Origin of the sequence: Mesobacillus subterraneus (assembly GCF_003937825.1) — a bacterium.
GTDB classification, from domain to species: Bacteria; Bacillota; Bacilli; order Bacillales; family Cytobacillaceae; genus Mesobacillus; species Mesobacillus subterraneus.
The window spans coordinates 165,151-188,990 of sequence record NZ_RSFW01000017.1 but is presented as its reverse complement, the minus strand read 5'-3'; the positions used below and the strand labels follow the sequence as shown (position 1 = coordinate 188,990).

22 protein-coding genes and 2 other annotated features are annotated in these 23,840 nt (G+C 42.4%); of the genes, 20 read left to right on the top strand and 2 right to left on the bottom strand.

Features of this window, described 5'->3' with window-relative positions; all coding sequences use genetic code 11:
• Positions 1 to 110: 110 nt before the first annotated feature.
• The 8 genes from EJA10_RS15415 to trpA all read left to right on the top strand — a co-directional run bounded on the left by EJA10_RS15415 (position 111) and on the right by trpA (position 7,778).
• The gene (locus EJA10_RS15415) at positions 111 to 752 is read left to right on the top strand and encodes an MOSC domain-containing protein (protein ID WP_125480905.1); all 642 of its coding nucleotides are present in this window, start codon (positions 111 to 113) and stop codon (positions 750 to 752) included.
• Between the two features lie 59 nt (positions 753 to 811).
• Positions 812 to 1,059, top strand: a binding site (T-box leader).
• Positions 1,060 to 1,112: 53 nt separating this feature from the next.
• Positions 1,113 to 1,361: a binding site (T-box leader), on the top strand.
• A 57-nt stretch (positions 1,362 to 1,418) separates the two neighbouring features.
• Positions 1,419 to 2,801, top strand: a complete 1,383-nt coding sequence (gene trpE / locus EJA10_RS15410) for an anthranilate synthase component I (protein ID WP_211340581.1) — start codon at positions 1,419 to 1,421, stop codon at positions 2,799 to 2,801.
• Positions 2,798 to 3,400 (top strand): anthranilate synthase component II, encoded by a 603-nt coding sequence (locus tag EJA10_RS15405; RefSeq protein WP_125480904.1) that lies wholly within the window; start codon positions 2,798 to 2,800, stop codon positions 3,398 to 3,400. Before trpE ends, EJA10_RS15405 begins: the two co-directional genes overlap by 4 nt.
• Positions 3,384 to 4,409, top strand: a complete 1,026-nt coding sequence (gene trpD / locus EJA10_RS15400; protein WP_125480903.1) for an anthranilate phosphoribosyltransferase — start codon at positions 3,384 to 3,386, stop codon at positions 4,407 to 4,409. Before EJA10_RS15405 ends, trpD begins: the two co-directional genes overlap by 17 nt.
• A gap of 1 nt (position 4,410) precedes the next feature.
• Positions 4,411 to 5,199, top strand: a complete 789-nt coding sequence (gene trpC, locus EJA10_RS15395; RefSeq protein ID WP_125480902.1) for an indole-3-glycerol phosphate synthase TrpC — start codon at positions 4,411 to 4,413, stop codon at positions 5,197 to 5,199.
• Positions 5,196 to 5,801, top strand: a complete 606-nt coding sequence (locus tag EJA10_RS15390) for a phosphoribosylanthranilate isomerase (RefSeq protein WP_125480901.1) — start codon at positions 5,196 to 5,198, stop codon at positions 5,799 to 5,801. The genes trpC and EJA10_RS15390 overlap by 4 nt, the downstream gene beginning before the upstream one ends.
• Before the next feature lie 13 nt (positions 5,802 to 5,814).
• Entirely contained in the window at positions 5,815 to 7,017 is a 1,203-nt protein-coding gene (gene trpB / locus EJA10_RS15385) for a tryptophan synthase subunit beta (protein WP_125480900.1), read from the top strand.
• Positions 7,014 to 7,778, top strand: coding sequence for a tryptophan synthase subunit alpha (trpA, locus tag EJA10_RS15380; RefSeq protein WP_125480899.1), 765 nt, complete (start codon positions 7,014 to 7,016; stop codon positions 7,776 to 7,778). The genes trpB and trpA overlap by 4 nt, the downstream gene beginning before the upstream one ends.
• A 355-nt stretch (positions 7,779 to 8,133) precedes the next feature.
• Here trpA and EJA10_RS15375 read toward each other — a convergent pair whose 3' ends face one another.
• A complete protein-coding gene (locus EJA10_RS15375; protein ID WP_125480898.1) occupies positions 8,134 to 8,733 on the bottom strand; it encodes an SAM-dependent methyltransferase in 600 nt (199 codons plus the stop codon).
• 445 nt (positions 8,734 to 9,178) lie between these two features.
• On the opposite strand from EJA10_RS15375, the gene EJA10_RS15370 reads away from it, so the two are divergent.
• The 5 genes from EJA10_RS15370 to odhB all read left to right on the top strand — a co-directional run bounded on the left by EJA10_RS15370 (position 9,179) and on the right by odhB (position 15,784).
• Entirely contained in the window at positions 9,179 to 9,751 is a 573-nt protein-coding gene (locus EJA10_RS15370; protein ID WP_125480897.1) for a hypothetical protein, read from the top strand.
• 186 nt (positions 9,752 to 9,937) lie between these two features.
• Positions 9,938 to 10,996 carry a tRNA 2-selenouridine(34) synthase MnmH gene (mnmH, locus tag EJA10_RS15365; protein WP_125480896.1) on the top strand — a complete coding sequence of 353 codons (1,059 nt, stop codon included), beginning with the start codon at positions 9,938 to 9,940 and terminating at the stop codon, positions 10,994 to 10,996.
• A 131-nt stretch (positions 10,997 to 11,127) separates the two neighbouring features.
• Positions 11,128 to 11,364 (top strand): hypothetical protein, encoded by a 237-nt coding sequence (locus tag EJA10_RS15360; RefSeq protein WP_125480895.1) that lies wholly within the window; start codon positions 11,128 to 11,130, stop codon positions 11,362 to 11,364.
• Positions 11,365 to 11,646: 282 nt separating this feature from the next.
• Positions 11,647 to 14,478, top strand: a complete 2,832-nt coding sequence (gene sucA, locus EJA10_RS15355) for a 2-oxoglutarate dehydrogenase E1 component (protein ID WP_125480894.1) — start codon at positions 11,647 to 11,649, stop codon at positions 14,476 to 14,478.
• 13 nt (positions 14,479 to 14,491) lie between these two features.
• The gene (odhB, locus tag EJA10_RS15350) at positions 14,492 to 15,784 is read left to right on the top strand and encodes a 2-oxoglutarate dehydrogenase complex dihydrolipoyllysine-residue succinyltransferase (protein ID WP_125480893.1); all 1,293 of its coding nucleotides are present in this window, start codon (positions 14,492 to 14,494) and stop codon (positions 15,782 to 15,784) included.
• Positions 15,785 to 15,841: 57 nt separating this feature from the next.
• Here the strand turns inward: odhB and sda are convergent, their stop codons facing one another.
• On the bottom strand, positions 15,842 to 15,976 hold the full coding sequence (gene sda / locus EJA10_RS15345; protein ID WP_125480892.1) for a sporulation histidine kinase inhibitor Sda: 135 nt from the start codon (positions 15,974 to 15,976) through the stop codon (positions 15,842 to 15,844).
• 309 nt (positions 15,977 to 16,285) lie between these two features.
• Between sda and EJA10_RS15340 the strand changes: the two genes are divergently transcribed.
• From EJA10_RS15340 to EJA10_RS15310, 7 genes are all read left to right on the top strand, one after another.
• Positions 16,286 to 17,419 (top strand): MBL fold metallo-hydrolase, encoded by a 1,134-nt coding sequence (locus EJA10_RS15340; RefSeq protein ID WP_125480891.1) that lies wholly within the window; start codon positions 16,286 to 16,288, stop codon positions 17,417 to 17,419.
• Positions 17,420 to 17,846: 427 nt separating this feature from the next.
• Positions 17,847 to 18,344 carry an NAD(P)/FAD-dependent oxidoreductase gene (locus tag EJA10_RS15335; protein ID WP_246017816.1) on the top strand — a complete coding sequence of 166 codons (498 nt, stop codon included), beginning with the start codon at positions 17,847 to 17,849 and terminating at the stop codon, positions 18,342 to 18,344.
• Between the two features lie 144 nt (positions 18,345 to 18,488).
• A complete protein-coding gene (locus EJA10_RS15330; protein ID WP_125481020.1) occupies positions 18,489 to 20,129 on the top strand; it encodes an AMP-binding protein in 1,641 nt (546 codons plus the stop codon).
• Between the two features lie 768 nt (positions 20,130 to 20,897).
• The gene (locus EJA10_RS15325) at positions 20,898 to 21,446 is read left to right on the top strand and encodes a GNAT family N-acetyltransferase (RefSeq protein ID WP_125480890.1); all 549 of its coding nucleotides are present in this window, start codon (positions 20,898 to 20,900) and stop codon (positions 21,444 to 21,446) included.
• Positions 21,447 to 21,451: 5 nt separating this feature from the next.
• A complete protein-coding gene (locus tag EJA10_RS15320; protein WP_125480889.1) occupies positions 21,452 to 22,552 on the top strand; it encodes a threonine aldolase family protein in 1,101 nt (366 codons plus the stop codon).
• 184 nt (positions 22,553 to 22,736) lie between these two features.
• Positions 22,737 to 23,009: a hypothetical protein gene (locus EJA10_RS15315; RefSeq protein ID WP_125480888.1), complete on the top strand. Its 273-nt coding sequence runs from the start codon at positions 22,737 to 22,739 to the stop codon at positions 23,007 to 23,009.
• Positions 23,010 to 23,125: 116 nt separating this feature from the next.
• Positions 23,126 to 23,794, top strand: coding sequence for an SOS response-associated peptidase (locus EJA10_RS15310; RefSeq protein WP_125480887.1), 669 nt, complete (start codon positions 23,126 to 23,128; stop codon positions 23,792 to 23,794).
• Positions 23,795 to 23,840 lie beyond the last annotated feature (46 nt).

Genomic DNA, 23,840 nt, shown 5'->3' with positions numbered 1-23,840 from the left:
AGTGTGGACTAATTGGGACGTAAAAACTGATGTATTTTATGGTAAAGTTTTGACAGGGCGGTTTGCTAAGATTACATGGAAAAAATTTGAAGTTAAAGGGGATAAATGAATTGGCTGAGATTTTATATTTACATGTTGGTCTTCCAGAGGCAAAGCACTGGAACGGGAAAACTGAGCTATCTGCTATTTGCAAAAAGAGTGTATCTGAAGCATTTCTTTCAAAAGAAACATTTTCGGGAGACGGAGTAGCCGCTACTGAGTTTCACGGAGGTCCTGACAGGGCTGTTTGTTTTTATCCAATCGAGCATTACAGCCAGTGGTCAAGGGAATTCGTCCGCCAAATTAAAGCACCGACCTTTGGAGAGAATATTTCTGCACAGGGCATGATGGAAGCGAACGTATACATAGGTGATATATATCGGTTGGGAGAAGCGACTGTCCAGGTGTCTCAGGGCAGGGTTCCTTGCTCAAAAATATCAAAGAACAATGGCGTGGAGGACCTTCTGAAAAGAGTGGTTCAAACAGGCTATACAGGTTATTTTTTCAGGGTGCTGGAAGAAGGCGTTGTTCGTTCCGGCTCACCGATCAAGCTGCTTGACAGATCACAGGAAAATTTCTCGATTCTCAAAGCCAATGAACTTTTTTTTCATCAACGAAAAAATATCCTTGAGATTGAACAATTGCTTGAGGTTGAAGCTCTTGCTGAAGTGTGGAAAGAAAATCTTCAGAAGTTGTTGAAGCAGAATAATTAAAATTTTCATTTTTTTGTTGACATTTTATTTTTAACGCTTTACTATAATAAACAATATAAGAGCTAGCGTTGACGAAGAGTAGTAACTGAAATGGGTACTCAAGAGAGCTGATGGCCGGTGTGAATCAGTGTAACTGTTACAGTGAATGGACTTCTGAGCTTCCAAACCGAACCCCCACAGGGCAGTAGGCTTTGGCGAAAAGCCTTATCGTTACAAAAGGCAGGCATTAAGCAGGTATGCTTTGATGCTGTTAAGTGAGCTGTAATACAGCTAATTAAGGTGGCACCACGGGTCTCTCGTCCTTATATTTTATATAAGGAGAGGGCCCTTTTTTATTTGTCTCAAATGAATCTTAATAGAGCAAACTCGATGAGCAAGAAGAGTAAGCAGGATATTTACGTTACAGAGAGCCGGAGGTGGTGAGATCCGGTACGGAAATACCTGTCGAATGGCCTTGCGAGAGACAGCCTGAACCTATAGTAGGGCTGTCCGGATTCCTCCGTTAAAAGGATAGGGTATATCGAAATTTCATTCCTGTGCCCGAAGAGAGGGAACTTTTATTAGTTCCAATTTGAGGTGGCACCGCGGTCCAATCCAATCGTCCTCTATACAGCGCAATCTTGCGCGTGTATAGGGGACTTTTTTATTTTCATTAGGAGGATTCAGATGAAGCTTGAGAGACCAGATGTTTTCATTGAAGAAATTCAAGGGGATTTACTGACCCCGATTGCTGTTTATCAGATGATTGAAGGCAGAAAAAAGTTCATTTTGGAAAGCTCCCATAAACATGAAAGCTCAGGACGTTTCTCGTTTATTGGCTGTGAACCTGTCTATGAGCTGTTACAGGAAAATGGTGAGACATACCTGGTAGAACAGGGAGAGAAGACAAAGCTCCATGAGACACTTTCAACTGCTCTGAAAAGGCTGCTACCGGAACTAACTCATAAGTTGGATATCCCGTTCATTGGCGGAGGGTTGGGCTTTGTAAGCTATGATTTCATTCGTGAATTTGAAGAAATCGGTCCATTAAAAGTTGATCCCATGCAAATGCCAGAAGTACATCTGATGTTTTATAACGAAGTCATCGTATTTGACCATCTCAGGCAGAAAATAATACTTATCGGGATTCCCTTTCAGGATATTCCTGTTTGGAGTCTGAGAGAAAAACTGAAAAAAAGGAAAGCTGAGTTGGAGACTCCTGTCAAAAAGAAAGAGCCTGAGCGGTTTGTTTTATCCAATTTCAAGTCAACGAAAACCAGGTATGACTTCGAGAAAGCAGTGAGAGAAGCGAAAGACTTAATCGAAGAGGGGGAAATCTTCCAGGTCGTATTGTCAAGAAGGCTTTCAGCCGAGGCAACAGGAGATCCGTTTTCGTTTTACAGAAAAATTCGAGTAGATAACCCTTCTCCATATATGTACTACATTGATTTCGAAAGTTACATTGTTGCGGGTTCTTCACCTGAAAGTCTTGTAAGATACCGAGATGGGAAAATTCTCACTAACCCGATTGCAGGAACCAGGCCAAGGGGGAAGACAGAATTTGAAGATCATGAGTTGGAAGAAGAGCTGATCCACGATGAAAAGGAGCAGGCTGAACATAAAATGCTTCTTGACCTTTCAAGAAATGATTTAGGGAGGATATGTGAAATTGGCAGTATTGCTGTTCACAAGTTCATGGAGGTAGAAAAATATCAGTTCGTGATGCATCTTGTATCAGAAGTGAGCGGCCGATTGTCCAAAAGCAAACACCCTATAGATGGACTGGCAGCCTGTCTGCCGGCAGGGACTGTTTCTGGAGCCCCAAAGATTAGAGCTATGCAGATCATCAACAAGCTTGAACCAGAAAAAAGAGGAGTGTACTCCGGAGCAGTCGGTTACTTTTCGGCATGTGGAAGCATGGATTTCGCATTGGCGATCAGGACACTTGTTGTTAAAGATGGGAAGGGCTACCTGCAGGCAGGGGCTGGAATCGTGTATGATTCCGACCCGGAAAAGGAGTACATGGAAACAGAATATAAATTGAAAGCGTTGATGGAGGCTGCCCGATGATTCTGCTAATTGATAATTACGACTCATTTACCTACAACCTTTACCAATACCTTAGCCAGCTGGGTGCAGAAGTAAAAACGGTGCGGAATGACAGAGTGACGATTGAAGAAATCGCGAATATGGCACCTGAAGCTATTGTGCTCTCACCGGGTCCAGGCAGACCGGAACAAGCCGGGATATGTGTTGAAGCAGTCAAACAGTTTTCTCAGTCCATCCCTATCCTCGGAATTTGTCTTGGACATCAGGCAATAGGAACTGCTTTTGGGAGTTCGATTATCAAGGCTGAGAAAATCATGCATGGCAAGGAATCCCGTCTCAGCCATACAGGAACTTCAATATTGAGGGATGTAGAAAAAAACACAGAAGTAATGAGATATCACTCGTTAGTGATTGATCATAGTTCGTTGAACGCCGATTTCGAGGTATTGGCTCAATCAGCGGAGGATCGTCAAATCATGGCTATCAAGCACAAGACTTATCGAGTCTACGGCCTGCAATTCCACCCGGAATCCATCGGAACAAAGGATGGGATGAAAATTTTATCTAATTTCCTTGAAGAAATCAGAGGGGAGAGATTCGTTTATGAAACAGTATCTTGAAAAGCTTACTGAGGGAAAATCCCTCACTGAATGTGAAATGGAAAACGCTGCCCAGGAACTGTTCACAAAGGATTTGACTGACAGTGAAATTGCCTCTTTTTTAACAGGACTGAAGTCAAAAGGTGAAACAACTGAGGAAGTCTCTGGATTGGTTAAGGCGATTAGAAATCATGCGCTTCCTTTTACAAAGAAAATACCGAATGTTCTTGATAATTGCGGAACAGGAGGAGATGGATCAAAAAGTTTCAATGTCAGCACGACTTCTGCTTTTGTTATTGCAGGTGCTGGAATCATGGTAGCGAAGCATGGGAACAGAAGTGTTTCAAGTAAAACAGGCAGTGCCGATGTTTTGGAAGAACTTGGCGTGCGGCTGGATATTTCACCGGATATGACAGAAGAGATCCTGGCAGAGAACGGGATTGCCTTTTTATTTGCTCCCCATGTGCATCCGAAGTTAAAACAGATCATGAAAGTCAGAAGGGATTTGAAAATACCGACTATTTTCAATTTGATCGGACCACTGACGAATCCCGTCCAGCTTGACTACCAGCTGCTTGGAATCTATAGAAGGGATTTGCTTGAGAAGTTCGCCCACGTACTTGCGAAGCTTGGCAGGAAAAGAGCCATTGTCATCAACGGTGCCGGGGGGATGGATGAGGCTTCACTAGCAGGTGATAACGAAATCGTACAGGTTATTGAGGATGAAATAACAAGGTACACACTCCATCCTGATGAAATGGGTTTTCAGGTTTATGATAACTGTGAGATACGAGGCGGTGACGCCAGGGACAATGCGGCAATATTGATGGAAGTATTAAAGGGTGAAAAGGGTGCTTACCGGGATACAGTGCTGTTAAATGCCGGTATTGGAATCTTTACAGCCGGCAAGGCAGATTCCATTCATGCAGGAATAGCTTTGGCGGCAGAGAGTATAGATTCCGGGAGTGCGCTTTTGAAACTTAAGAATTTAATTTCCATAAGCAATCGATTAAATAAGGCGGTGGGATGACATGATGACCATTCTTGATTCAATCATAGAAAGGAAAAAAGCAGAGGTCCAAGTGTTAAAGAAATCGGGAGCGACATTTCCTGCCGGAGAATTTCAAGCACGTTCGCTGATAACAGCTTTACAGAGAGCGGAAAACGTTGCAATCATAGCTGAATTTAAGAGAGCATCCCCATCCAAGGGAATCATTAATCAAAACCTGAATCCCGTCCAGCAAGCAAAGCTTTATGAAAGTGCTGGTGCATCAGCTATTTCGGTGTTAACGGACGAAGAAGGTTTCAAAGGTTCTTTTGCCGACCTGAAAAAGGTCAGAGAAGCTGTCGGCATCCCCATTCTTTGTAAGGATTTCATCATTGATGAAATACAGATTGATGCAGCACATGCAGCTGGAGCAGATCTCATTTTGCTGATTGCATCTGTACTTTCTCTAAACGAGCTCACAAAGCTTTACGATTATGCATCAACTAAAGGACTCGAGTGCCTTGTCGAAGTTCATGATAAACAAGATTTAGAGAAGGCGCTAAAGATCAACGCTTCGTTGATAGGAATAAACAATCGGGATTTAAAATCCTTTAAAGTCGATTTATCAATTACTGAAAAGTTAGGTGCGATTGCTAAAAGCACCGGGGCCTTTTTGATCAGTGAAAGCGGGTTAAGTTCCAGGGCGGACATTTTACGGGTAGCGGAATCTGGAGCAGATGGTGTGTTAATAGGAGAATCATTCATGACATCTTCCAATCTTTCGCAAACTTTTGCTGAGTTCACTGTCCCCTCGTTGAGGATGCAAAAATGAAGGTTAAAATTTGCGGTGTAACAACAGCCGAAGATGCATGTCACGCTGCAGCTTGTGGAGCAGATGCCATTGGTTTCGTGTTTGCACAAAGTAAAAGACAAATAACCGCCATAGAGGCCGGGGAAATCATCGGAAGACTACCAAAGGATGTATGGAAAGTTGGAGTATTTGTAAATGAGGCTCCAGACAAAATTAAGCAGATTGCTGAAATGGCAGGACTCACACATATACAGCTGCACGGTGAAGAAGCAGCCGCTGATTACAAGTCTATCGGACTTCCGCTGATCAAAGCAGGATCAATCCGGCCAGGTAAAGACATTCATGACTCTTGTACCGGTGGTGAAGCAGATTACATTCTTCTTGATAGCCCGCCTGAAAAATATCGGGGAGGAAATGGCGTAAGTTTTGATTGGAACCAGGCACATGGATTCGGTAATTCATTCCCTAATATCATTCTTGCTGGCGGTTTGAACCCAGGAAATGTGCAGGAAGCAATTGAAAAAGTTTCTCCATTTATGGTCGATGTAAGCAGCGGAGTTGAAACAAATGGAAGGAAAGACGCATTAAAAATACAAGAATTCATAATAAGCGCAAAAGATTAAAGGAGGAAACAAGATGAATCAAACTTATAGATTGCCAGATGAAAAAGGCCACTTTGGTGCCTATGGGGGCAGGTTCGTACCAGAAACTCTGATGAAGGCTGTCCTGGAGCTGGAACAAGAATATAACCGGGCTCTGGCGGATCAGGAATTCCAGGCAGAACTCGAAAAACTGATGAAAGATTATGTAGGAAGGGAAACGCCATTATACCTGGCAGAAAATCTGACGGAACATGCTGGAGGCGCAAAAATCTATTTAAAGCGAGAAGATTTAAATCATACAGGTGCCCATAAAATTAACAACACTGTTGGGCAGGCCCTGCTTGCTGCAAGAATGGGCAAGCGGAAGGTGGTTGCAGAAACAGGCGCAGGACAGCATGGTGTAGCGACGGCAACCGTTTGTGCGTTGCTGAATCTGGAATGTGTGATTTTTATGGGAAAAGAAGATATCAGGCGGCAGCAATTGAATGTCTTCCGAATGAAACTCCTGGGCGCAGAGGTAATCAGTGTGGATGCCGGCAGCGGGACCTTGAAGGATGCTGTCAATGAAGCACTGCGTTACTGGGTTACGAATGTCCGTGACACACATTATATTTTAGGGTCGGTAATGGGGCCCCACCCTTTTCCGAAAATAGTCCGTGATTTTCAAAGTGTGATCGGGAAGGAGACTAAGCGTCAATTTTTTGACAAGGAAGGGAAGCTGCCTGATGCCCTGGTTGCTTGTATTGGTGGAGGAAGCAATTCAATCGGTCTGTTTCATCCATTTATTGAAGATACAAGTGTTGAAATTTATGGAGTCGAGGCAGCTGGCTTGGGTTTGGAGACAGAAAAAAATGCAGCCTCCCTTGCAAAGGGGAAACCGGGCGTACTTCACGGAGCGATGATGTATCTGCTGCAGGATGAAGCCGGACAGATACAGGAGGCACACTCGATTTCTGCAGGACTTGACTATCCTGGCATCGGGCCGGAGCATAGTTACTTGCATGATATCCAAAGAGTGAACTATAAAGCAGTAACGGACGATGAGGCACTTGAAGCATTTCAATTATTGTCAAAGCTGGAGGGAATCATCCCTGCTCTTGAAAGTGCACACGCAATTGCGTACGCAGTAAAGTTAGCAGCAGGAATGGGCAGGGACAAGAATATTGTCGTTTGTTTATCAGGCCGAGGAGATAAGGATGTACAAACCATTATGGATCGAACAGGGGGATTAGGATGATAGACTTAAAGGGAAATAAAGCTTTTGTACCTTATATTATGGCTGGGGATGGAGGCATGGAAACTCTCAAGGAAAAGCTCCTGTATTTACAAGAATGCGGGGCAGCTGCAATCGAAATCGGAATTCCATTTTCCGACCCGGTCGCAGATGGGCCGACCATTCAGAAAGCAGGAATACGTGCGCTTAAGGAAGGCACCACATTAAAAATGGTCTTAAATGATATTCGAGCGTATAAAGAGGAAATATCGATTCCGTTGATTCTGATGACTTACTTAAACCCAATCGTAGCATATGGTCTTGAAAAGTTTGCAGAAGATGCATCAGAGGCAGGTATTTCCGGATGCATAATTCCTGATCTTCCGCTAGAGGAAGAGGACTTCATACTTCCGATGCTCGATCGGAATGAACTCTCTCTGATTCGTTTAGTAACTATTACCACCCCTGATCAGAGAATAAGAGAGATTGCTTCCAGGGCCACAGGGTTTATTTACGCAGTAACAGTAGCTGGAATAACAGGCGCAAGAAACGATTTTAGCGAGGAACTTACAGACTTTTTACAAAATGTGAAAAGCTTGAGCACTGTACCCGTAATGGCAGGTTTCGGGATTTCATCCGCAGAACAGGTAGTAGAAATTTGCAAATATTGCGATGGGGTCATTGTCGGCAGTAAGATCGTTGACTTGTTCCATCAAGGAGAGAAGGAAGAAATCAAGAGGCTGGTTGGATCGATAAAAGGAGTTAATCAAAACATATTGGCATAGTGAATATTAAAAAAATAGAAATTATGGAAAAAGCGAACACCAAGAAAGGTTATACGTACTCATAAGAGAAATCTTGGAAAAATGGAGCACCAATAATGAGTTTGGTGCTTGAAAAAGTAAAATACCGGAAAAAACGAACACCAAGAAAGCTTATAAGCACTCATAAAAGAGAAATTTTGGAATAAGCGAACACTAATAAAGCTTATACGTGCTCATAAAAGTTAAATATTGGAAAAAAATGAGCGCCGATAAGCCTCTTGGTGCCCATGAAATTTTAACTTTGTATAAAGCATCAATAATGGTGAAGGTCTCTAGATAAAATTGGCCCCAAAGCAGTTGTTTTGGGGCCCCGCTATTATTCTTTTACGGCAGTGACGCTGACTGTCAGTACAGGCCTGACTTTCAAATACGTCACTTCTGCCTTGGTGAACCCTGATTTCAGCAGATCATCCTTCATTTGTTCCCCTAATTGCACCGCTGTTTCGTCTGATGCTCCTTCTTCACGCGGCTGGACAGTCAGGACGATTCTCCCTCTTCGCGCCATTAAATGATATAAATGGTTTAATGACTTCATTGGCTGATCCCAGAGAGGATAGTTATTGACTGAAATAATTTTATTGAAACGGTGGCCTGGCTTATAGTCAACAACATCACCAGCAGAAAGAGTCAGCCTTCCTTCATCAATCCATTCCTTATTCCTTTTTGTTGCTTCCTTCATCATTTTTTTAGACAAATCGATTCCGTCGACAGTAATGAAGCGACAGGCAGACATCATTGTTTTAATGCCGTAGCCAGGTCCATAACCAACTTCAAGGACACGGTCGTATTTCTGAAGTTTTAGTTTTTCTATGCTCCATTTATTGATTTTCCGATTCTCAAAATACATGATCGTTCCAGCTAGTTTACCTAGAAGTCCTTTTGGTTGTTCAAATTGTTTTGCCATTGTATCCATCATATCCATACACTCCTGATGATTTATTTCAATGTTGTACCTGATTTCTTCCTTTACCGATTTTTCCTTATTTTTAAACCTAATAATCTTATATTGCCTCTAGTTTTCACTTTCTAAGGATAAACAGGGAGGGCATTATCAGGGCAAGGGAGGAATCAGCAGCATTGCCAGAATCCAGTCACTGGCAAATATGTACCGGAAGGATCCTCAATATTATAGATAATTTCTGTTTATTCTGAAAATTATTTCTCGGGAAAGCGCAGGATTAGACAAATAACAACATTCAAGTCAAAAAATAGCTGTTTTTGTCAATCGGAGGAATAGTAAATTTTTTGGCGAAACCGTGCGATTTGTTACAGTCGTTTCCTTTATTTGTTGCTTATACTTTATTTAAATCAGCTATGAAAATAAGTGAAATACTCAGTTTGTATAAAGGAAGATGAACGAGATGAAAATGTATGAAGCGATTCTCGAAATTTTAGAAAAAAAGGGCACTGCAACAATTCCCGTGATATGTAAGGAAATGAGTGAACAAAATCAGCGGCCAGTTCATGAAATGAATGTTGAACCTTCATATATAAAGACATTGATCGGCAGCAAAAATGAGCTGTTTTTATTAGAGGACGACATCGTATCTATACGTCCTGAGAAAGAACCTGTTTTGATGACAGTTGTTCTTCATGGATATCCGGGTCCCGAAATGCGGATTAGAATCGACTTTAAAAAGAATACGTTTACCTATTTCGAGTGGCACCTGGACTCAAAAGCTCCTGGTCATATGCAGATCGGAGACCATGGAAGCGTGGAAATGTTTAAGAAACAGCTTTATTCATTCAAAGTATGGGATTGGGATGAGGATTATCAGAAAGCAGGTATCATTGTAGATGGCACATGCTGGTCTGTGAAGCTGCATACCAAGGGAAAAACATACGAAAGTGGCGGATTGGATTCCTATCCAAAAGAATGGCCGAATTTTTGTCAATCAATTAGCGAATTAATCGGTAAAAAGTTTGACTGTTGACCGCATATGAAGTGCGGTTTTTTTATTTTATGACATGGATTGTCATCGATAGTTTAGAATATGGCAATTTGAATGCATTCAGGGTTATAATGGTGGAATGACTAATTTAAATTTATTCCTATTGCAAAAGCAGCGAAGTCTACAAAATGAGCAAGTCATTTGCGGCCATGGAGGTCTAGTTTAAACATGAAAGACATTAGTGTACAAGAATTAACTAATAGCAAAAATTATATCCCTGTTGATGTCCGTGCTCCTATTGAGCATCAGGAATCCCCGATACCAGGATCAATTAATATACCATTGTTTTCGGATGAAGAAAGAAAAGAAATTGGCACACTTTATAAAAAGTCGGGCGAAGAAGCAGCCAAATGGAGAGCGATGGAAATTGTATCTCCAAAGCTTCCCGCATTGCTTAGTGAAATCAAAGATTTAAAAAAATCGGGTGCCGAACCAGTTGTTCATTGCTGGAGAGGAGGGATGCGGAGTAAATCAGTTGCATCGTTCCTTGAATTTGCAGGCTTACCATCCATCCGTTTGGAAGGCGGATATAAAGCCTATCGCGAATATATTTTGGAGCAAATCCCGAAAATGCTTCCTGAAAAGACAGTTGTTTTTCATGGCATGACAGGTACAGGAAAGACAGAAATTTTGAAACAGCTTCAAGAAAAAGGGTTTCCAGTGGTTGACCTAGAACAAATTGCCAACCATCGCGGATCGATTTTTGGAATGATTGGTATGGGCGAGGCCCATAATCAAAAGACCTTTGATGCCTTGTTGTTTGAAAGACTGAAAGAAATTCAGGGGGCAAACTATTTCATCATTGAGGCAGAGAGCAAAAGAATCGGCCGCGCAGCACAGCCTGAGGATATGCTCGAGAAGAAGGAAAAAGGATTCCACTTCCTTATTAGAAGCTCCATCCCAAAAAGAGTGGAAAGAATCTACAATGAATACGTGCTGCCTTTTAAGGGAGAAAAATGGTTCATGGATGAAGTTCATGAAAAGGTATCAAAACTATTAAGAAGAGTGAATCACGAAATAGCGCCATCGCTTGAAAAAGCTCTGATCGAAGAAAATTTCCGGTTATTGATTGAATTGCTCCTGGTCCATTATTATGACCCAAGATATGGACATGCTCTGCAAGGGTACGAGGGGCCATTCATAGAAATTGATGCGGACGATCCGAATGTCATCTCTAATATAGAAAGAGAATTGAAGGTTAATTTTTCCGATTCTTCCGTGGTTTAATATCATGAAGAGCCGGGAATTGAAAAGGGAAGGCAATTTAAGGCCTTCCCTCTTTTTATGATATTTGTCACTGAAAATTCGGAATTTTTTAATATATAATTAGTATGAACAATGAAACAGGAGGATGAAGTATGCGTGAATCAAAGAATTGTCACCATCGTTTCTCACTGCATGAAGAGCATATTGGCTTTACTTCAAACGACGGTGTAAATCTATTCAATGCTGGATCCCGTTTTCAAAAGTGCATTACATGCGGCCATATGGAATTGCCTGTAGAACCTAGTGAGATGATCGAATCGACTCAAATTGAAAAAAGAAACAATTTCTTTGCTCCAAAGAACATGTATGTAACTATGATGAGTCTTTAATCCTTGATTAGAAAGTGCTTTATCAAAAACCGGGAACCCCGGTTTTTTTTTATGGTGTATAAAAATCGGTTTTATTTTTTTGGAATAATAAATCAAGAGAAGTGAGTTAACACTATCCGGATAGTCAAAACCTTTGGTTATTAAAAAATATCATGTTAAAATATCATATGTAACCGTTTGAAATCAGAATAATATCATTATTCTTTGAATTGATTGTTAAATTTGAGTGCGACAGGGTAACAAATAATTAGCACAGAATAGAATTGGCAAGGGGGTTTTACAGTGAGTAAGGAAGCTACGGGCAAAGGGCCAAACTGGCCGGAATTCCACGGGCCCAACCAGGGGTACGTCGAAGAATTATATGAACAGTTCCTGGGAAACCCAGAATCAGTGGAACCAGAAATCAGAGAATTTTTTGAGCAGTATTCTCCTGTAGATGTCGTTGATACGATGGAAACGAAAGTGGTGAATCCAGATGCAAACAGAGGGTATGGATCTCCCGAGAAAATCGCAGCTGCATTAAAATATGCAGACTATATACGTTCTTACGGCCATTTATCTGCACAGATTTACCCTCTGAAGCAAGGGGCTAAGGATTTGCAGCTGGAAAACCATGATAAGTGGGGGGTGACTGAGGAAGACCTCAAGTCCATGCCGGTGGAACTGGTATGTCCAAGCGCACCGGCGTCCATTAAAAATGGCAAGGAAGCGTTAGATTACCTTAAAAAAGTATATAGCGATACCATTGCTTACGAATTTCATCATGTAAATGAATTTGCCGAAAAGGACTGGCTCAGGCAGAAGGTTGAATCAGGCCAGCTGATTTCCCGGATTGAGGAAGAAAGGAAGATTGGTCTTTACAGGCGTTTATCAGAGGTCGAAAACTTTGAAAAATACTTGCATCGAACTTTTGTAGGCCAGAAAAGATTCTCGATTGAAGGTTTGGATGCAATGGTCCCTCTGCTTGATGAGGTGATCGCTAATGCCGTAAACAGTGGAGTAGAAACCATCAATATTGGGATGGCACACCGTGGTAGACTCAATGTATTGGCACATGTATTGAGAAAGCCGTATGAAATGATCTTTGCTGAATTCCAGCATGCACCGAATAAGGAGCTGGTACCATCTGAAGGCTCGATCGGCATTAACTTTGGCTGGACCGGGGATGTAAAGTACCACCTTGGCATCGACAGAAAGATCCAATCTGATACCACGGCTAATGCGAGACTGACACTTGCTAATAATCCGAGCCATCTTGAATTTGCCGGAGCAGTTGTGGAAGGTTTTACACGCGCTGCCCAGGACGAACGAAGTGAACCAGGGTATGCGGAATATGACCCTGTAAAAGCAATGGCCATTCTGATTCATGGGGATGCCGCATTCCCTGGACAGGGGATTGTAGCAGAGACCCTTAATTTAAGCCGTCTGCAAGGATATAAAACTGGTGGAACGATACATGTGATCGCGAATAATACGATTGGATTCACGACTGAATCGTTGGACTCACGCTCAACCCGCTATGCAAGCGACCTGGCAAAAGGATATGAAATTCCGATTATCCATGTGAATGCAGATGATCCTGAGGCATGCTTGATGGCAGCAAAACTGGCATTCGAATACAGAGAGGCCTTCGGGAAGGACTTCCTCATTGACCTTATTGGCTATCGTCGATTTGGACATAACGAGATGGACGAACCAATGACCACCAATCCCGAAATGTATAAGTTGGTCCACCAGCATCCTACAGTCAAAACAATCTATGGCAACAAGCTATCGGATTATGGGGTGCTATCCGAAAAACGCAGGAATGAGATTGATGACCAGATTTCTTCCAGACTGACAGAAGCAAATGAAAAAGTGCCAAAAAAGGAAAAAGAGATTCAAAGGGAACCAGATATACCTGAAGTCATTGAGATGGGCATCCCGCAAATTGAAACAGGAGTGCCATTGGAAACATTAAGAAAGCTGAATTCAGATCTGCTTAATTGGCCGAAAGGATTTAAGGTATTCAGTAAATTGGACAAAATCCTCCAGAGAAGAAGAGAAGCTTTGCAAGATGGAGGGAAAATAGACTGGGGTCTCGCCGAAACTCTAGCGTTCGCTTCCATTATTAAAGATGGGACACCAATCAGGCTCACAGGACAGGATTCAGAGAGAGGGACATTCGCACAACGGAATCTGGTCTTACATGACAGTGAAACAGGGAATCAATTTTCTCCGCTTCATATTTTGCCTGATGCGAATGCCTCGTTCTCAATTCATAATAGCCCATTATCTGAGGCTGCCGTCGTCGGTTTCGAATATGGCTATAATGTTTTTGCACCAGAAACACTGGTACTGTGGGAAGCTCAGTATGGGGATTTCGCTAATGCTGCCCAAATATTGTTCGATCAGTTCGTAGCAGCAGGAAGGGCAAAGTGGGGACAGAAATCTGGACTTGTGATGCTGCTCCCTCATGGCTATGAAGGCCAGGGGCCAGAACATTCAAGCGGGAGAGTGGAAAGATTCTTGACACTTGCTGCTGAAAACAACTGGACGGTTGCAAACCTTTCTTCGGCTGCACAGTACTTCCATATTCTTAGAAGGCAGGCAGCCATCTTGAAGCAGGAATCTGTAAGGCCACTGGTACTAATGACTCCAAAGAGCCTATTGAGGAATCCGCTAGTTGCGGCTGATCCAGGTCAGTTAAGTGAAGGAAGCTTCGAACCAATTATTGAACAGCCTGGATTAGGGGCGGAGCCTGAAAAGGTAGAACGTGTTGTTCTCTGCACTGGTAAAGTAAGTATTGATATCGCTGACCAGCTTGCTTCAGCACACCATGACTGGCTTCATGTGCTGCGGATTGAAGAGATATATCCTTTCCCGCTGGAAAAATTAAAAGAAATATTGGAGCGTTTCCCAAATTTAAAAGAAATAGTCTGGGTACAGGAAGAACCGAAGAATATGGGAGCGTGGACTTTCGTAGAGCCTAGGATCAATGAAGCTGCACCAAAAGGCCTTGAAGTTTCCTATATTGGCAGACGCAGGCGCTCAAGCCCGTCCGAAGGAGATCCAAACATTCACAAATTGGAACAAGCGAGAATTGTAAGAGATGCACTGACAAGGAATAACTGAGGAGGAATGGAAAATGGCAGAGATTAAAGTTCCTGAACTGGCTGAATCAATAACCGAAGGGACCATTGCCCAATGGCTGAAAAAAAAGGGTGACACAGTCCAAAAGGGTGAATATATCGTTGAGCTTGAGACAGACAAGGTCAATGTCGAGATTATTTCTGACTATGATGGAGTACTGACTGAACTCCTCGCTGAAGAAGGTGATACAGTCAAGGTTGGGGAAGCCATTGCTGTTGTAGGTGAACAAGGAAGTGCGGGAAGCAGCGAAAATGGAAATGGTGGAAATGCTGCTGCAGAACAAGGAAGGATGGCTGAGTCTCCTGATGAAACCGTAGAGCAGGTAAAGGGCACCGGCCAAGAAACCGAAACTCAAGCTGTTTCTGAAAAATACGAGAGTTCCCATGAGCGTGTCATCGCTTCCCCGGCAGCCCGAAAACTGGCCAGGGAAAAGGGCATCGATTTGAGCCAGGTGGCTTCTCAGGATCCCCTGGGTAGAGTAAGGAAGCAAGATGTTGAATCATTTTCTCCTGACCAGAGAAAGAATCAGCCTGTTCAACCAAAAGAACCAGTCAAGTCAGCTCCAGCTGTAAAATCAGAGGATGACAGCAGGATAGAAAGAATCAAGATGTCAAGAAGGCGCCAGACGATTGCGAATAGACTGGTAGAGGTCCAGCAGACTGCGGCAATGCTGACAACATTCAATGAGGTGGATATGACTGCTGTTATGGAATTGCGAAAGAAATGGAAGGACCGTTTTTACGAAGAAAATGATGTGCGTTTAGGGTTCATGTCATTCTTTACCAAAGCTGTAGTGGCAGCGTTAAAGAAAACTCCATACTTGAATGCAGAAATTCAGGGGGATGAAATCGTCCTTAAGAAGTTCTATGACATTGGAGTGGCTGTGGCTGCAGATGAAGGGCTGGTTGTACCAGTAATTAGGGATGCAGACAGGAAGAATTTCGCCGAAATCGAAAAAGATATTAATGATCTCGCTGAAAAAGCACGTACAAATAAGCTTTCTCTTAAGGACTTACAAGGCGGCAGCTTTACGATTACAAATGGCGGCGTGTTTGGCTCATTATTATCCACCCCGATTATCAACGGGCCTCAAGTTGGAATTCTTGGAATGCATACCATCCAGCTTCGCCCGGTAGCAATCGACAAGGAACGGATGGAGAACAGACCAATGATGTATATTGCGCTTTCATATGACCATCGTATTGTCGACGGTAAAGAAGCAGTCACCTTCCTGAAGAGGATCAAAGAACTGATGGAAGATCCGGAATCATTGCTGCTCCAAGGATAAACATAAAAATGCACTGCCATGTGGCAGTGCATTTTTTTACCAGAATTCAAATGTCGATTAGCGGTTTTTAAATGGCTTGAGTCCTCTTTTAGTAATTTCGGTTTTTAAAACCTTTGCCCATTCTTTATCATTTTCCGACTTTAATGCATCACGATACGAGACCACCAACTGTTCATTGCTCATAATTTTCATTTGCATTCCTCCTCGGCAAGAATGGATTGAATTTTCAAACTATATTGTATAGTTTCATTCATTGTAAATGTTTATGAACGATTTGAAAACCCATTATGGCGAATTTTTTTTAACAATTTTTTCTTATTGACTATTATGAAATTAAGACCTTGGATACTTCAGTTTTTAAGCATTTAAGAAAAACACCATATGCACATTATTAAACAAAAAAAGCTTGCATTTAATACGACCACGTTATATTATATACCCACAAGGGTATCTTAATGGGGATTAGGGTACTCAATTATTCAAATCATGGGAGGAATTATAATGGGAATGCAAGCTATTACAGCTGAAAAATTAAATGAGTGGGTAGTAAATAAAAAGGAATTTTTTATTTTTGATGTCCGGAACGTCAAGGATTTTGAAGACTGGAAGGTAGAAGGGGAAAACATCGAGTATTTGAACATCCCTTATTTCGATTTGATTGATGGAGTGGAGGAAATCGTTGATCAGCTTCCAAAGGATAAAGACATCGTCGTAATTTGTGCCAAGGAAGGATCATCAGTAATGGTGGCAGAAATGCTTTCTGACGCTGGTTTTGAAGTTTCTTATCTTTCAGGCGGGATGAAATCATGGAGTGAATACTTATATCCAGTGGAAGTCTATAATGATGACAAAATTAAGGTTCTCCAATTCATTCGTGTAGGAAAGGGCTGCTTATCCTATATGGTCCTCTCTGAAAACGAAGCACTGGTTGTCGATCCTTCCCGATTCACAGACCGCTATATGGCTGTCGCAGAAAAAGAAAATGTGAAAATCACTCATATTGTTGATTCTCACCTTCACGCCGATCACCTATCAGGTGGCAAGCACCTTGCGGATCTAACTGGTGCTAAATATTACTTGATGAAGAGTGAAGGCGCAGTGTTTGACTTTGAAGCGCTTGAAGAGCATGATAAAATTGCATTTGAGAACATTACACTGGAAGTTTTGGCAGTTAAGACACCAGGACATACCCCTGGCAGTGTTTCTTTCTTCGTGAACAACAAACTTCTGTTCTCCGGTGACACGATCTTTGTCAATGGACTTGGCCGCCCAGACCTTGGGGGAAAAGCAGCAGAGTGGGCAAAAGATCTTTATGACACAGTTTATAGCAAAGTATCCCAGATTGCTGATGATGTCATTGTCCTGCCAGGACACTATGCAGCCTTTGACGATGAAGTGAATGCTGAAGGGTTCATTGGAAGCCAATTAGGCTTAATCAGAAAACAAAACGAGATGATGGAAGGCAAAACGATTGAAGAGTTTGTCGACCATGTTGCTCAATCTGCATCAAGCGATACACCACCTAACTTTGAAGATATCGTAGCAATCAACCGCGGTGTAAAAGAAGTGACAGCAGACGAAGCGATGGAGCTTGAAATTGGGCCAAACCGCTGTGCTGTCCACCACGCACACTAAGTAAAAGTAAAAAAAAGAGGAGAGCTTTGCTTTCCTCTTTTTCCATAAGATTATTTGAATGGTTTTCTCAAAATGGAACGACAGGCATCAGTGTGTTATTTATTCTAATCTTTATGTGAGGTGAGCAGGTTGGAAGAGGAAAGAAAAAATAAGAACTGTTCAGGAGGCTCCTGAGGAATCGGATCAAAGCGTAAAGGTGATGAGAGCCAGGGGGAATTTTCCGGGTTTCCTCCTATATGACCAGCCACGTACGTATGGCTCCTGGCAGGAGTCATTTATCTGATTTCTAAATTTCTAAATTATTCTAAATTCCTCTTTAAATAGAGGGATTACATATGAAACAGGGGGAAGCGCAATGCTGGATGTTTTAGTGATAGGCGGCGGGATATCAGGGAGTTCAGCCGCAATCTATACTGCTTAAGGTGGATTGAAGACAACCATCATTAATTCAGGTAAATCCCAAATCAACCAGGTTTCGAAGCTTTATAATTATCCAGGAATAAAAGAAATCAGCGGTTCAGGCCTCCTGGAAACTATGAAAAAACAGGCTGTCGCTGCTGGAACCCAATGGGTTGAGGGTGCCGCGGAGGCGATTATACACAAGGATAATGGCTATTCAGTCATTTTAACAGACGGAACCGAGCTAAATACAAAATATATTATCATTGCGACGAATCTGCAGACTGGATTGTTAGAACGTCTGGGCTTTGAACTGACAGTAAACGAAAAGGTTCCAAGTGGAAAAATTAAAAAAGTATTGGGAATAGAAGCAGACGGATCCACACACCTGTCAAACTTGTATATTACAAGTTTGCTCGCAGGTATTCCAAGCCAATCCGTTATCGCAGCTGGGCACAGAGCCAGCATAGCCATCACGATTGTAACCAGGGAAACAGGAAAAGTATATATGTGGCACGACAAGTAAACAGGGAGGAGACTTTCTGTTTTTTGTATTTTTTTTAGGAAAAAGGAAGGAATATATTTTTAAAATATTGAATATTCAAACATAGGTGATATAGTAATGGGTAAACGCTTACATATTTTTAGAGGAGGGAAATAGATGGAAAAGTTGCTGCCATACACGATCGGTGAGTTATTAGAAGTACAAGCTAAGGAATATCCCAACCATGAAGCACTGGTCTATGCAGATAGGGATCTCAGGATGAATTATGAAGAATTCAATAAACTTTGCCGCAAAGCAGCAAGGGGATTCATGAAGCTTGGTGTAAAAAAAGGGGAGCATCTAGCTGCCTGGTCCTCCAATACTCCTGAGTGGGTCATCAGCCAATTCGCCTCGGGGAAAATGGGTGCTGTCCTCGTGACTGTGAACACAAATTATCGGACCGCGGAATTGGAGTATCTTTTAAAACAGTCTGATTCCACTACCATAATTCTGTTGGAACAGTTCAAGGACGCGTCGTACATTGAGATGTTGTATGAAATCGTACCTGAGCTGAAAACAAGTGAACCTGGCAAACTGGCGAGCAGCAAGCTTCCATTCCTTAAGAATGTCATTGTCATGGGTAAAAAACGCTTCCCTGGGATCTTCAGCTGGCAGGATATTATGGATATGGCGGATGGTGTCACTGAAGAGGAATTGAATCAACGTCTGGCGACTCTAAATTCAGATGAAGTCATCAATATGCAATATACTTCCGGTACGACAGGTTTCCCAAAAGGCGTCATGCTGACTCACAGCAATATTGTCAACAACGCATATAATGTTGCATCTGCAATGAAACTGACTCATCAAGACAGACTGTGCATTCCTGTGCCGTTTTTTCATTGCTTCGGTTGTGTCATGGGTACCCTAGCATGCGCGACAGTAGGAGCCACAATGGTTCCTGTTCAAGAATTCAGCCCAAGGGCGGTTCTGGAAACAGTGGAAAAAGAGAAATGTACAGCGCTCCATGGAGTCCCAACGATGTTTATCGCCGAGCTGAATGATCCTGAATTTGTGAAATACGACCTTTCCTCTTTAAGAACTGGAATCATGGCCGGCTCCAATTGCCCAATCGAAGTCATGAAAGCTGTTAATGAGAAGATGGGTGCCACAGAAATAACCATTGCATACGGCCAGACCGAATCATCTCCAGTCATCACGCAAACAAGAACGAATGACCCGCTTGAGTTAAGGGTAGAAACAGTCGGAAAGGCTCTGCCTCATGTAGAAGTGAAAATTGTCAAGCCAGGGACGATGGATGAAGTACCCCGTGGCGAGCAGGGAGAGCTCTGTACACGTGGGTATCACGTTATGGAAGGGTACTATAAAAACCCGGATGCGACCAAGGAAGCCATTGATGAAGAAGGATGGCTGCATACCGGAGACCTTGCCGTCATGGATGAAAACGGCTATTGCAGGGTAACCGGACGACTAAAAGACATGATCATCAGAGGAGGAGAAAACATCTACCCCCGTGAAATCGAGGAATTCCTGTATAAACATCCGAAAGTGCTCGATGTCCAGGTAGTTGGCATCCCTGATAGTGTATATGGTGAGGAAGTAATGGCATGGATCATTTTGAAAGACAGCGTGTCCGCAACAGCCGATGAAATCAAAGAGTACTGCAAAGGAAAAATTTCAAAACACAAGATTCCTAGATACATCGAATTTACAAACAGCTACCCAATGACAGCTTCTGGGAAAATCCAGAAATTCAAGCTTCGTGAGCAGGCAATGGAAGCCGCAGAAAATCTAAAGAGAGTGTAAAAAAATAAAAAAGGATGGAACCAGCCAGGTTTCATCTTTTTGTTTGGCTGTTTTCACATTGATTGCTGCTTTTCGTATAACATAAGTAATTCCGTATCAGTTTCTACGGCTTCTCCACCTGATATTGTACGAAGCCCTGCCATCTTCGGCCATTTTCACAGCTCCTGCACCTGATTTTGTCCGAAGTCCTACCAACTTCGGACATTTTCACTGCTTCTCCCACGGATTTTGTCCGAAGTCCTATCAACTTCGGACATTTTCACTGTTCCTGCACCGGATTTTGTCCGAAGTCCTGCCAACTTCGGACATTTTCACTGCTTCTCCCACGGATTTTGTCCGAAGTCCTATCAACTTCGGACATTTTCACTGTTCCTGCACAGAATTTTGTCCGAAGTCCTGCCAACTTCGGACATTTTCACGGCTTCTCCCACGGATTTTGTCCGAAGTCCTATCAACTTCGGACATTTTCACTGTTCCTGCACAGAATTTTGTCCGAAGTCCTGCCAACTTCGGACATTTTCACGGCTTCACCACCGGATTTTGTCCGAAGACCTATCAACTTCGGACATTTTCACGGCTTCACCACCGGATTTTGTCCGAAGTCCTGTCAACTTCGGACATTTTCAGTGCTCCTGCACCTGATTTTGTCCGAAGTCCTGCCAACTTCGGACATTTTGTAAGAAAGGTGCTTTATCAATGAATAAATTACCTATACAAAAACAGGGCAAGTCTATAAAATTAATGAAAAAAGTATAGGAGATATGAAAATTGCAGATTAGTGAAAAACTATTTAATGTAAAAGGTTTGAATTATACAATCCGTTCTGCAGTTGAGCGTGATGCTTCAGCTTTGTCAGAACTCAGGCTGAAAATCGATGGCGAAACTGAAAACCTGGACAGGGAACCTGGTGAAGCATTCATTGATTCCCAAGGCTTTGAAACCTTGATTAAAGCAGACTCCGAAAGTTCAAGAAATTTATTTTTAGTTGTAGAAACAGAAGGAACGCTTGCAGGTTTCTCACGTTGTCAAGGAACTGAACTGAAAAGGCTTCGACACAGAGTTGAGTTCGGGATTGGCGTTTTGAAGGAGTACTGGGGATTTGGAATGGGCAAAAACCTTCTGCTTGAATCTATTTCATGGGCTGATGCAAATGGGATTCGAAAAATAAGCCTGCAGGTACTAGAATCAAATGAAAATGCAAAAAAACTGTATGAAAAGCTTGGGTTTGAAGTTGAAGGAGTGTTAAGAAAGGACAAGTTTCTTTCCGACGGAAATTATTATAATACCGTTCTTATGGGCAGATTCAATAATCAATAAAAGGGGTGGTGGATTTGACTGGTTTGCAAACAGCATTTAAACAATCCAGCTGTCAATTCGCAGGACATGGAAGGCGAAATATTGAAGTCTTAAAAAAGGCTTTTGAACAGGTTGATCCATTTCTTGAAAGTGATGTTTATGGGAGCGGAAAAATCATTGAAGATTTCCAGGATAAAATGGCTGCACTTCTAGGGAAAGAAAGTGCTGTCTTTTTTCCAAGCGGAACAATGGCACAGCAAATCGCATTGCGTGTCTGGTGCGATAAGAAAGGGCTGGCAAAGGTTGCGTACCATCCTTTAAGCCACCTTGAAATACATGAGGAAGATGGGTTGAAGGAATTACATAAAATTAAAACGATCTTGCTTGCAGATAAAACGCGTGTCATCGATCTGAAAGATATTGTCTCCATGGAAGAAGATGTGGCATGTGTGCTGCTCGAATTGCCTCAGCGCGAGATTGGGGGGCAACTGCCGAATTTTGAGACGCTCGTCGAAATCTCAAGATATTGCAAGCTAAACGGAATAAAGCTGCACCTTGATGGTGCGAGGCTCCTTGAAGTGCTGCCTTTTTATGAGAAAACAGCCAAGGAAGTATGCGATCTTTTCGATAGCATTTATTTATCCTTTTATAAGGGAATCGGCGGAATTGCAGGTGCGGTCCTAGCGGGAGAAGAAAAGTTCATCAAGGAGTCCAAGGTATGGAAGAGACGTTATGAAGGAGATTTAATCAGCCTTTATCCTTACATCATTTCAGCGGACTATTATTTTCAAGAAAGAGCTAATAATATGGGACGGTATTACGAACATGCTAAGGAATTGGCATGCTTTTTCAATAACTGTCCTGGGGTTTCAACGGTTCCGGAAATACCTGTGTCGAACATGTTCCATGTCCATTTTTCCTTCCCGATAGAAGCTGTTGAACCTCTGATTGCTGACGTTATCCAAAAATCTGGTGTAGGGATTACAAATCACCTAAGGAAGACAAGTGATTCTTCGTGTTATTTTGAGATGAGCCTGGGTGATGGCTATGCAATGATTCCAAAAGAAAAAGTGGAGAAATCCATATCGCTGCTTCGTGACGCACTAAAGGAAAAGTCAGCAGGCTAAGAAGCTATATGCACACTCTTTTTAATTTTGCAAATTATATCCTATCTGTGGCGAAATTTTGAATATCATTTTGAACATTTTGTTACAACTGTGATGTGTATATATTAATTAATAACATTACTCCCTATAATATAGTGTATATATCCGAGCCTTTTAAGGCCGGGATTTTTGGGGGTATGATCGCATGAAATGGCTATGGGTTTCACTGCTTTCGGTCATAAGCGTGTTATTCCTTATCAAGGGAATTGAACTTTGGTCAATTATTGACCATGTAGATGGCAACGGCATAGGCGTAAGCTTTTTGGGATTTAGTATAAGCGACAGGGTGGCGACTGAAAGTATTTCCGGTTATGCGCTTGGCTTTACAATTGCGTCGCTGATACCTTTTCTTGTAGCAGCAAATATTGCGCTTAGGTTTAAAATGAAAAAGAAAATAGATACGAAGAATTTATTGTAAAGTCATGCGGACATATTAAAGCCTGGCTTTTTTTTGAAGAGGCAGGGAGCCGTTTAACTTCCTGATGTAGTAGGGAAGTATAGTAAAAAACAAAGCGGATGGGGGAAGGGTAAAATATGTGTGGCCGTTTTTCATTATATGAGTCCATCGATTCACTTCAGGAGCAATTCGACTTTGATATAGCTGGAGAGGTTACACCTCGGTTCAATATTGCGCCAGGGCAGGAGATCCTTACTCTCATCAACCGGGAAGGCAGCAGGGAAGGAACAAATATGAAATGGGGGCTTATTCCTTTCTGGGCTGAAGATGAAAAAGTCGGCTATAAAATGATTAATGCACGCGGAGAAACAGTAGATGAAAAGGCGAGCTTCAAGCATGCTTTTAAACAAAGGCGCTGTCTGATCCTTGCTGATGGATTCTACGAGTGGAAGAAGGAAGGGAAACAGAAACAGCCTTATCGTTTTGTCCTGAAAAGCAGAAGGCCATTTGCGCTAGCAGGTCTTTGGGAAAGCTGGAGCAAAGGAGGCAAGACGATTTCATCCTGTACGATTATCACAACTGCTCCCAATAAGGTTACCGAAACTGTGCATGACAGGATGCCTGTCATTCTTCCGGAAGACAGTCTGGACATGTGGCTTGATCCGGCAATGGCTCGGACCGATGAGTTAAAAAAGCTGCTGATTCCTTTTGATGGAGATTTAATGGAGGCTTATCCTGTTTCAGCAGACATCAATTCTGCAAAAAATGAGGGAAAGGAATTAATCAGGCCAATCAATAGCCTTTAAGAACCTATTTTATCCAGGATGTTTAATACAAGTCTAGATGGTGGTA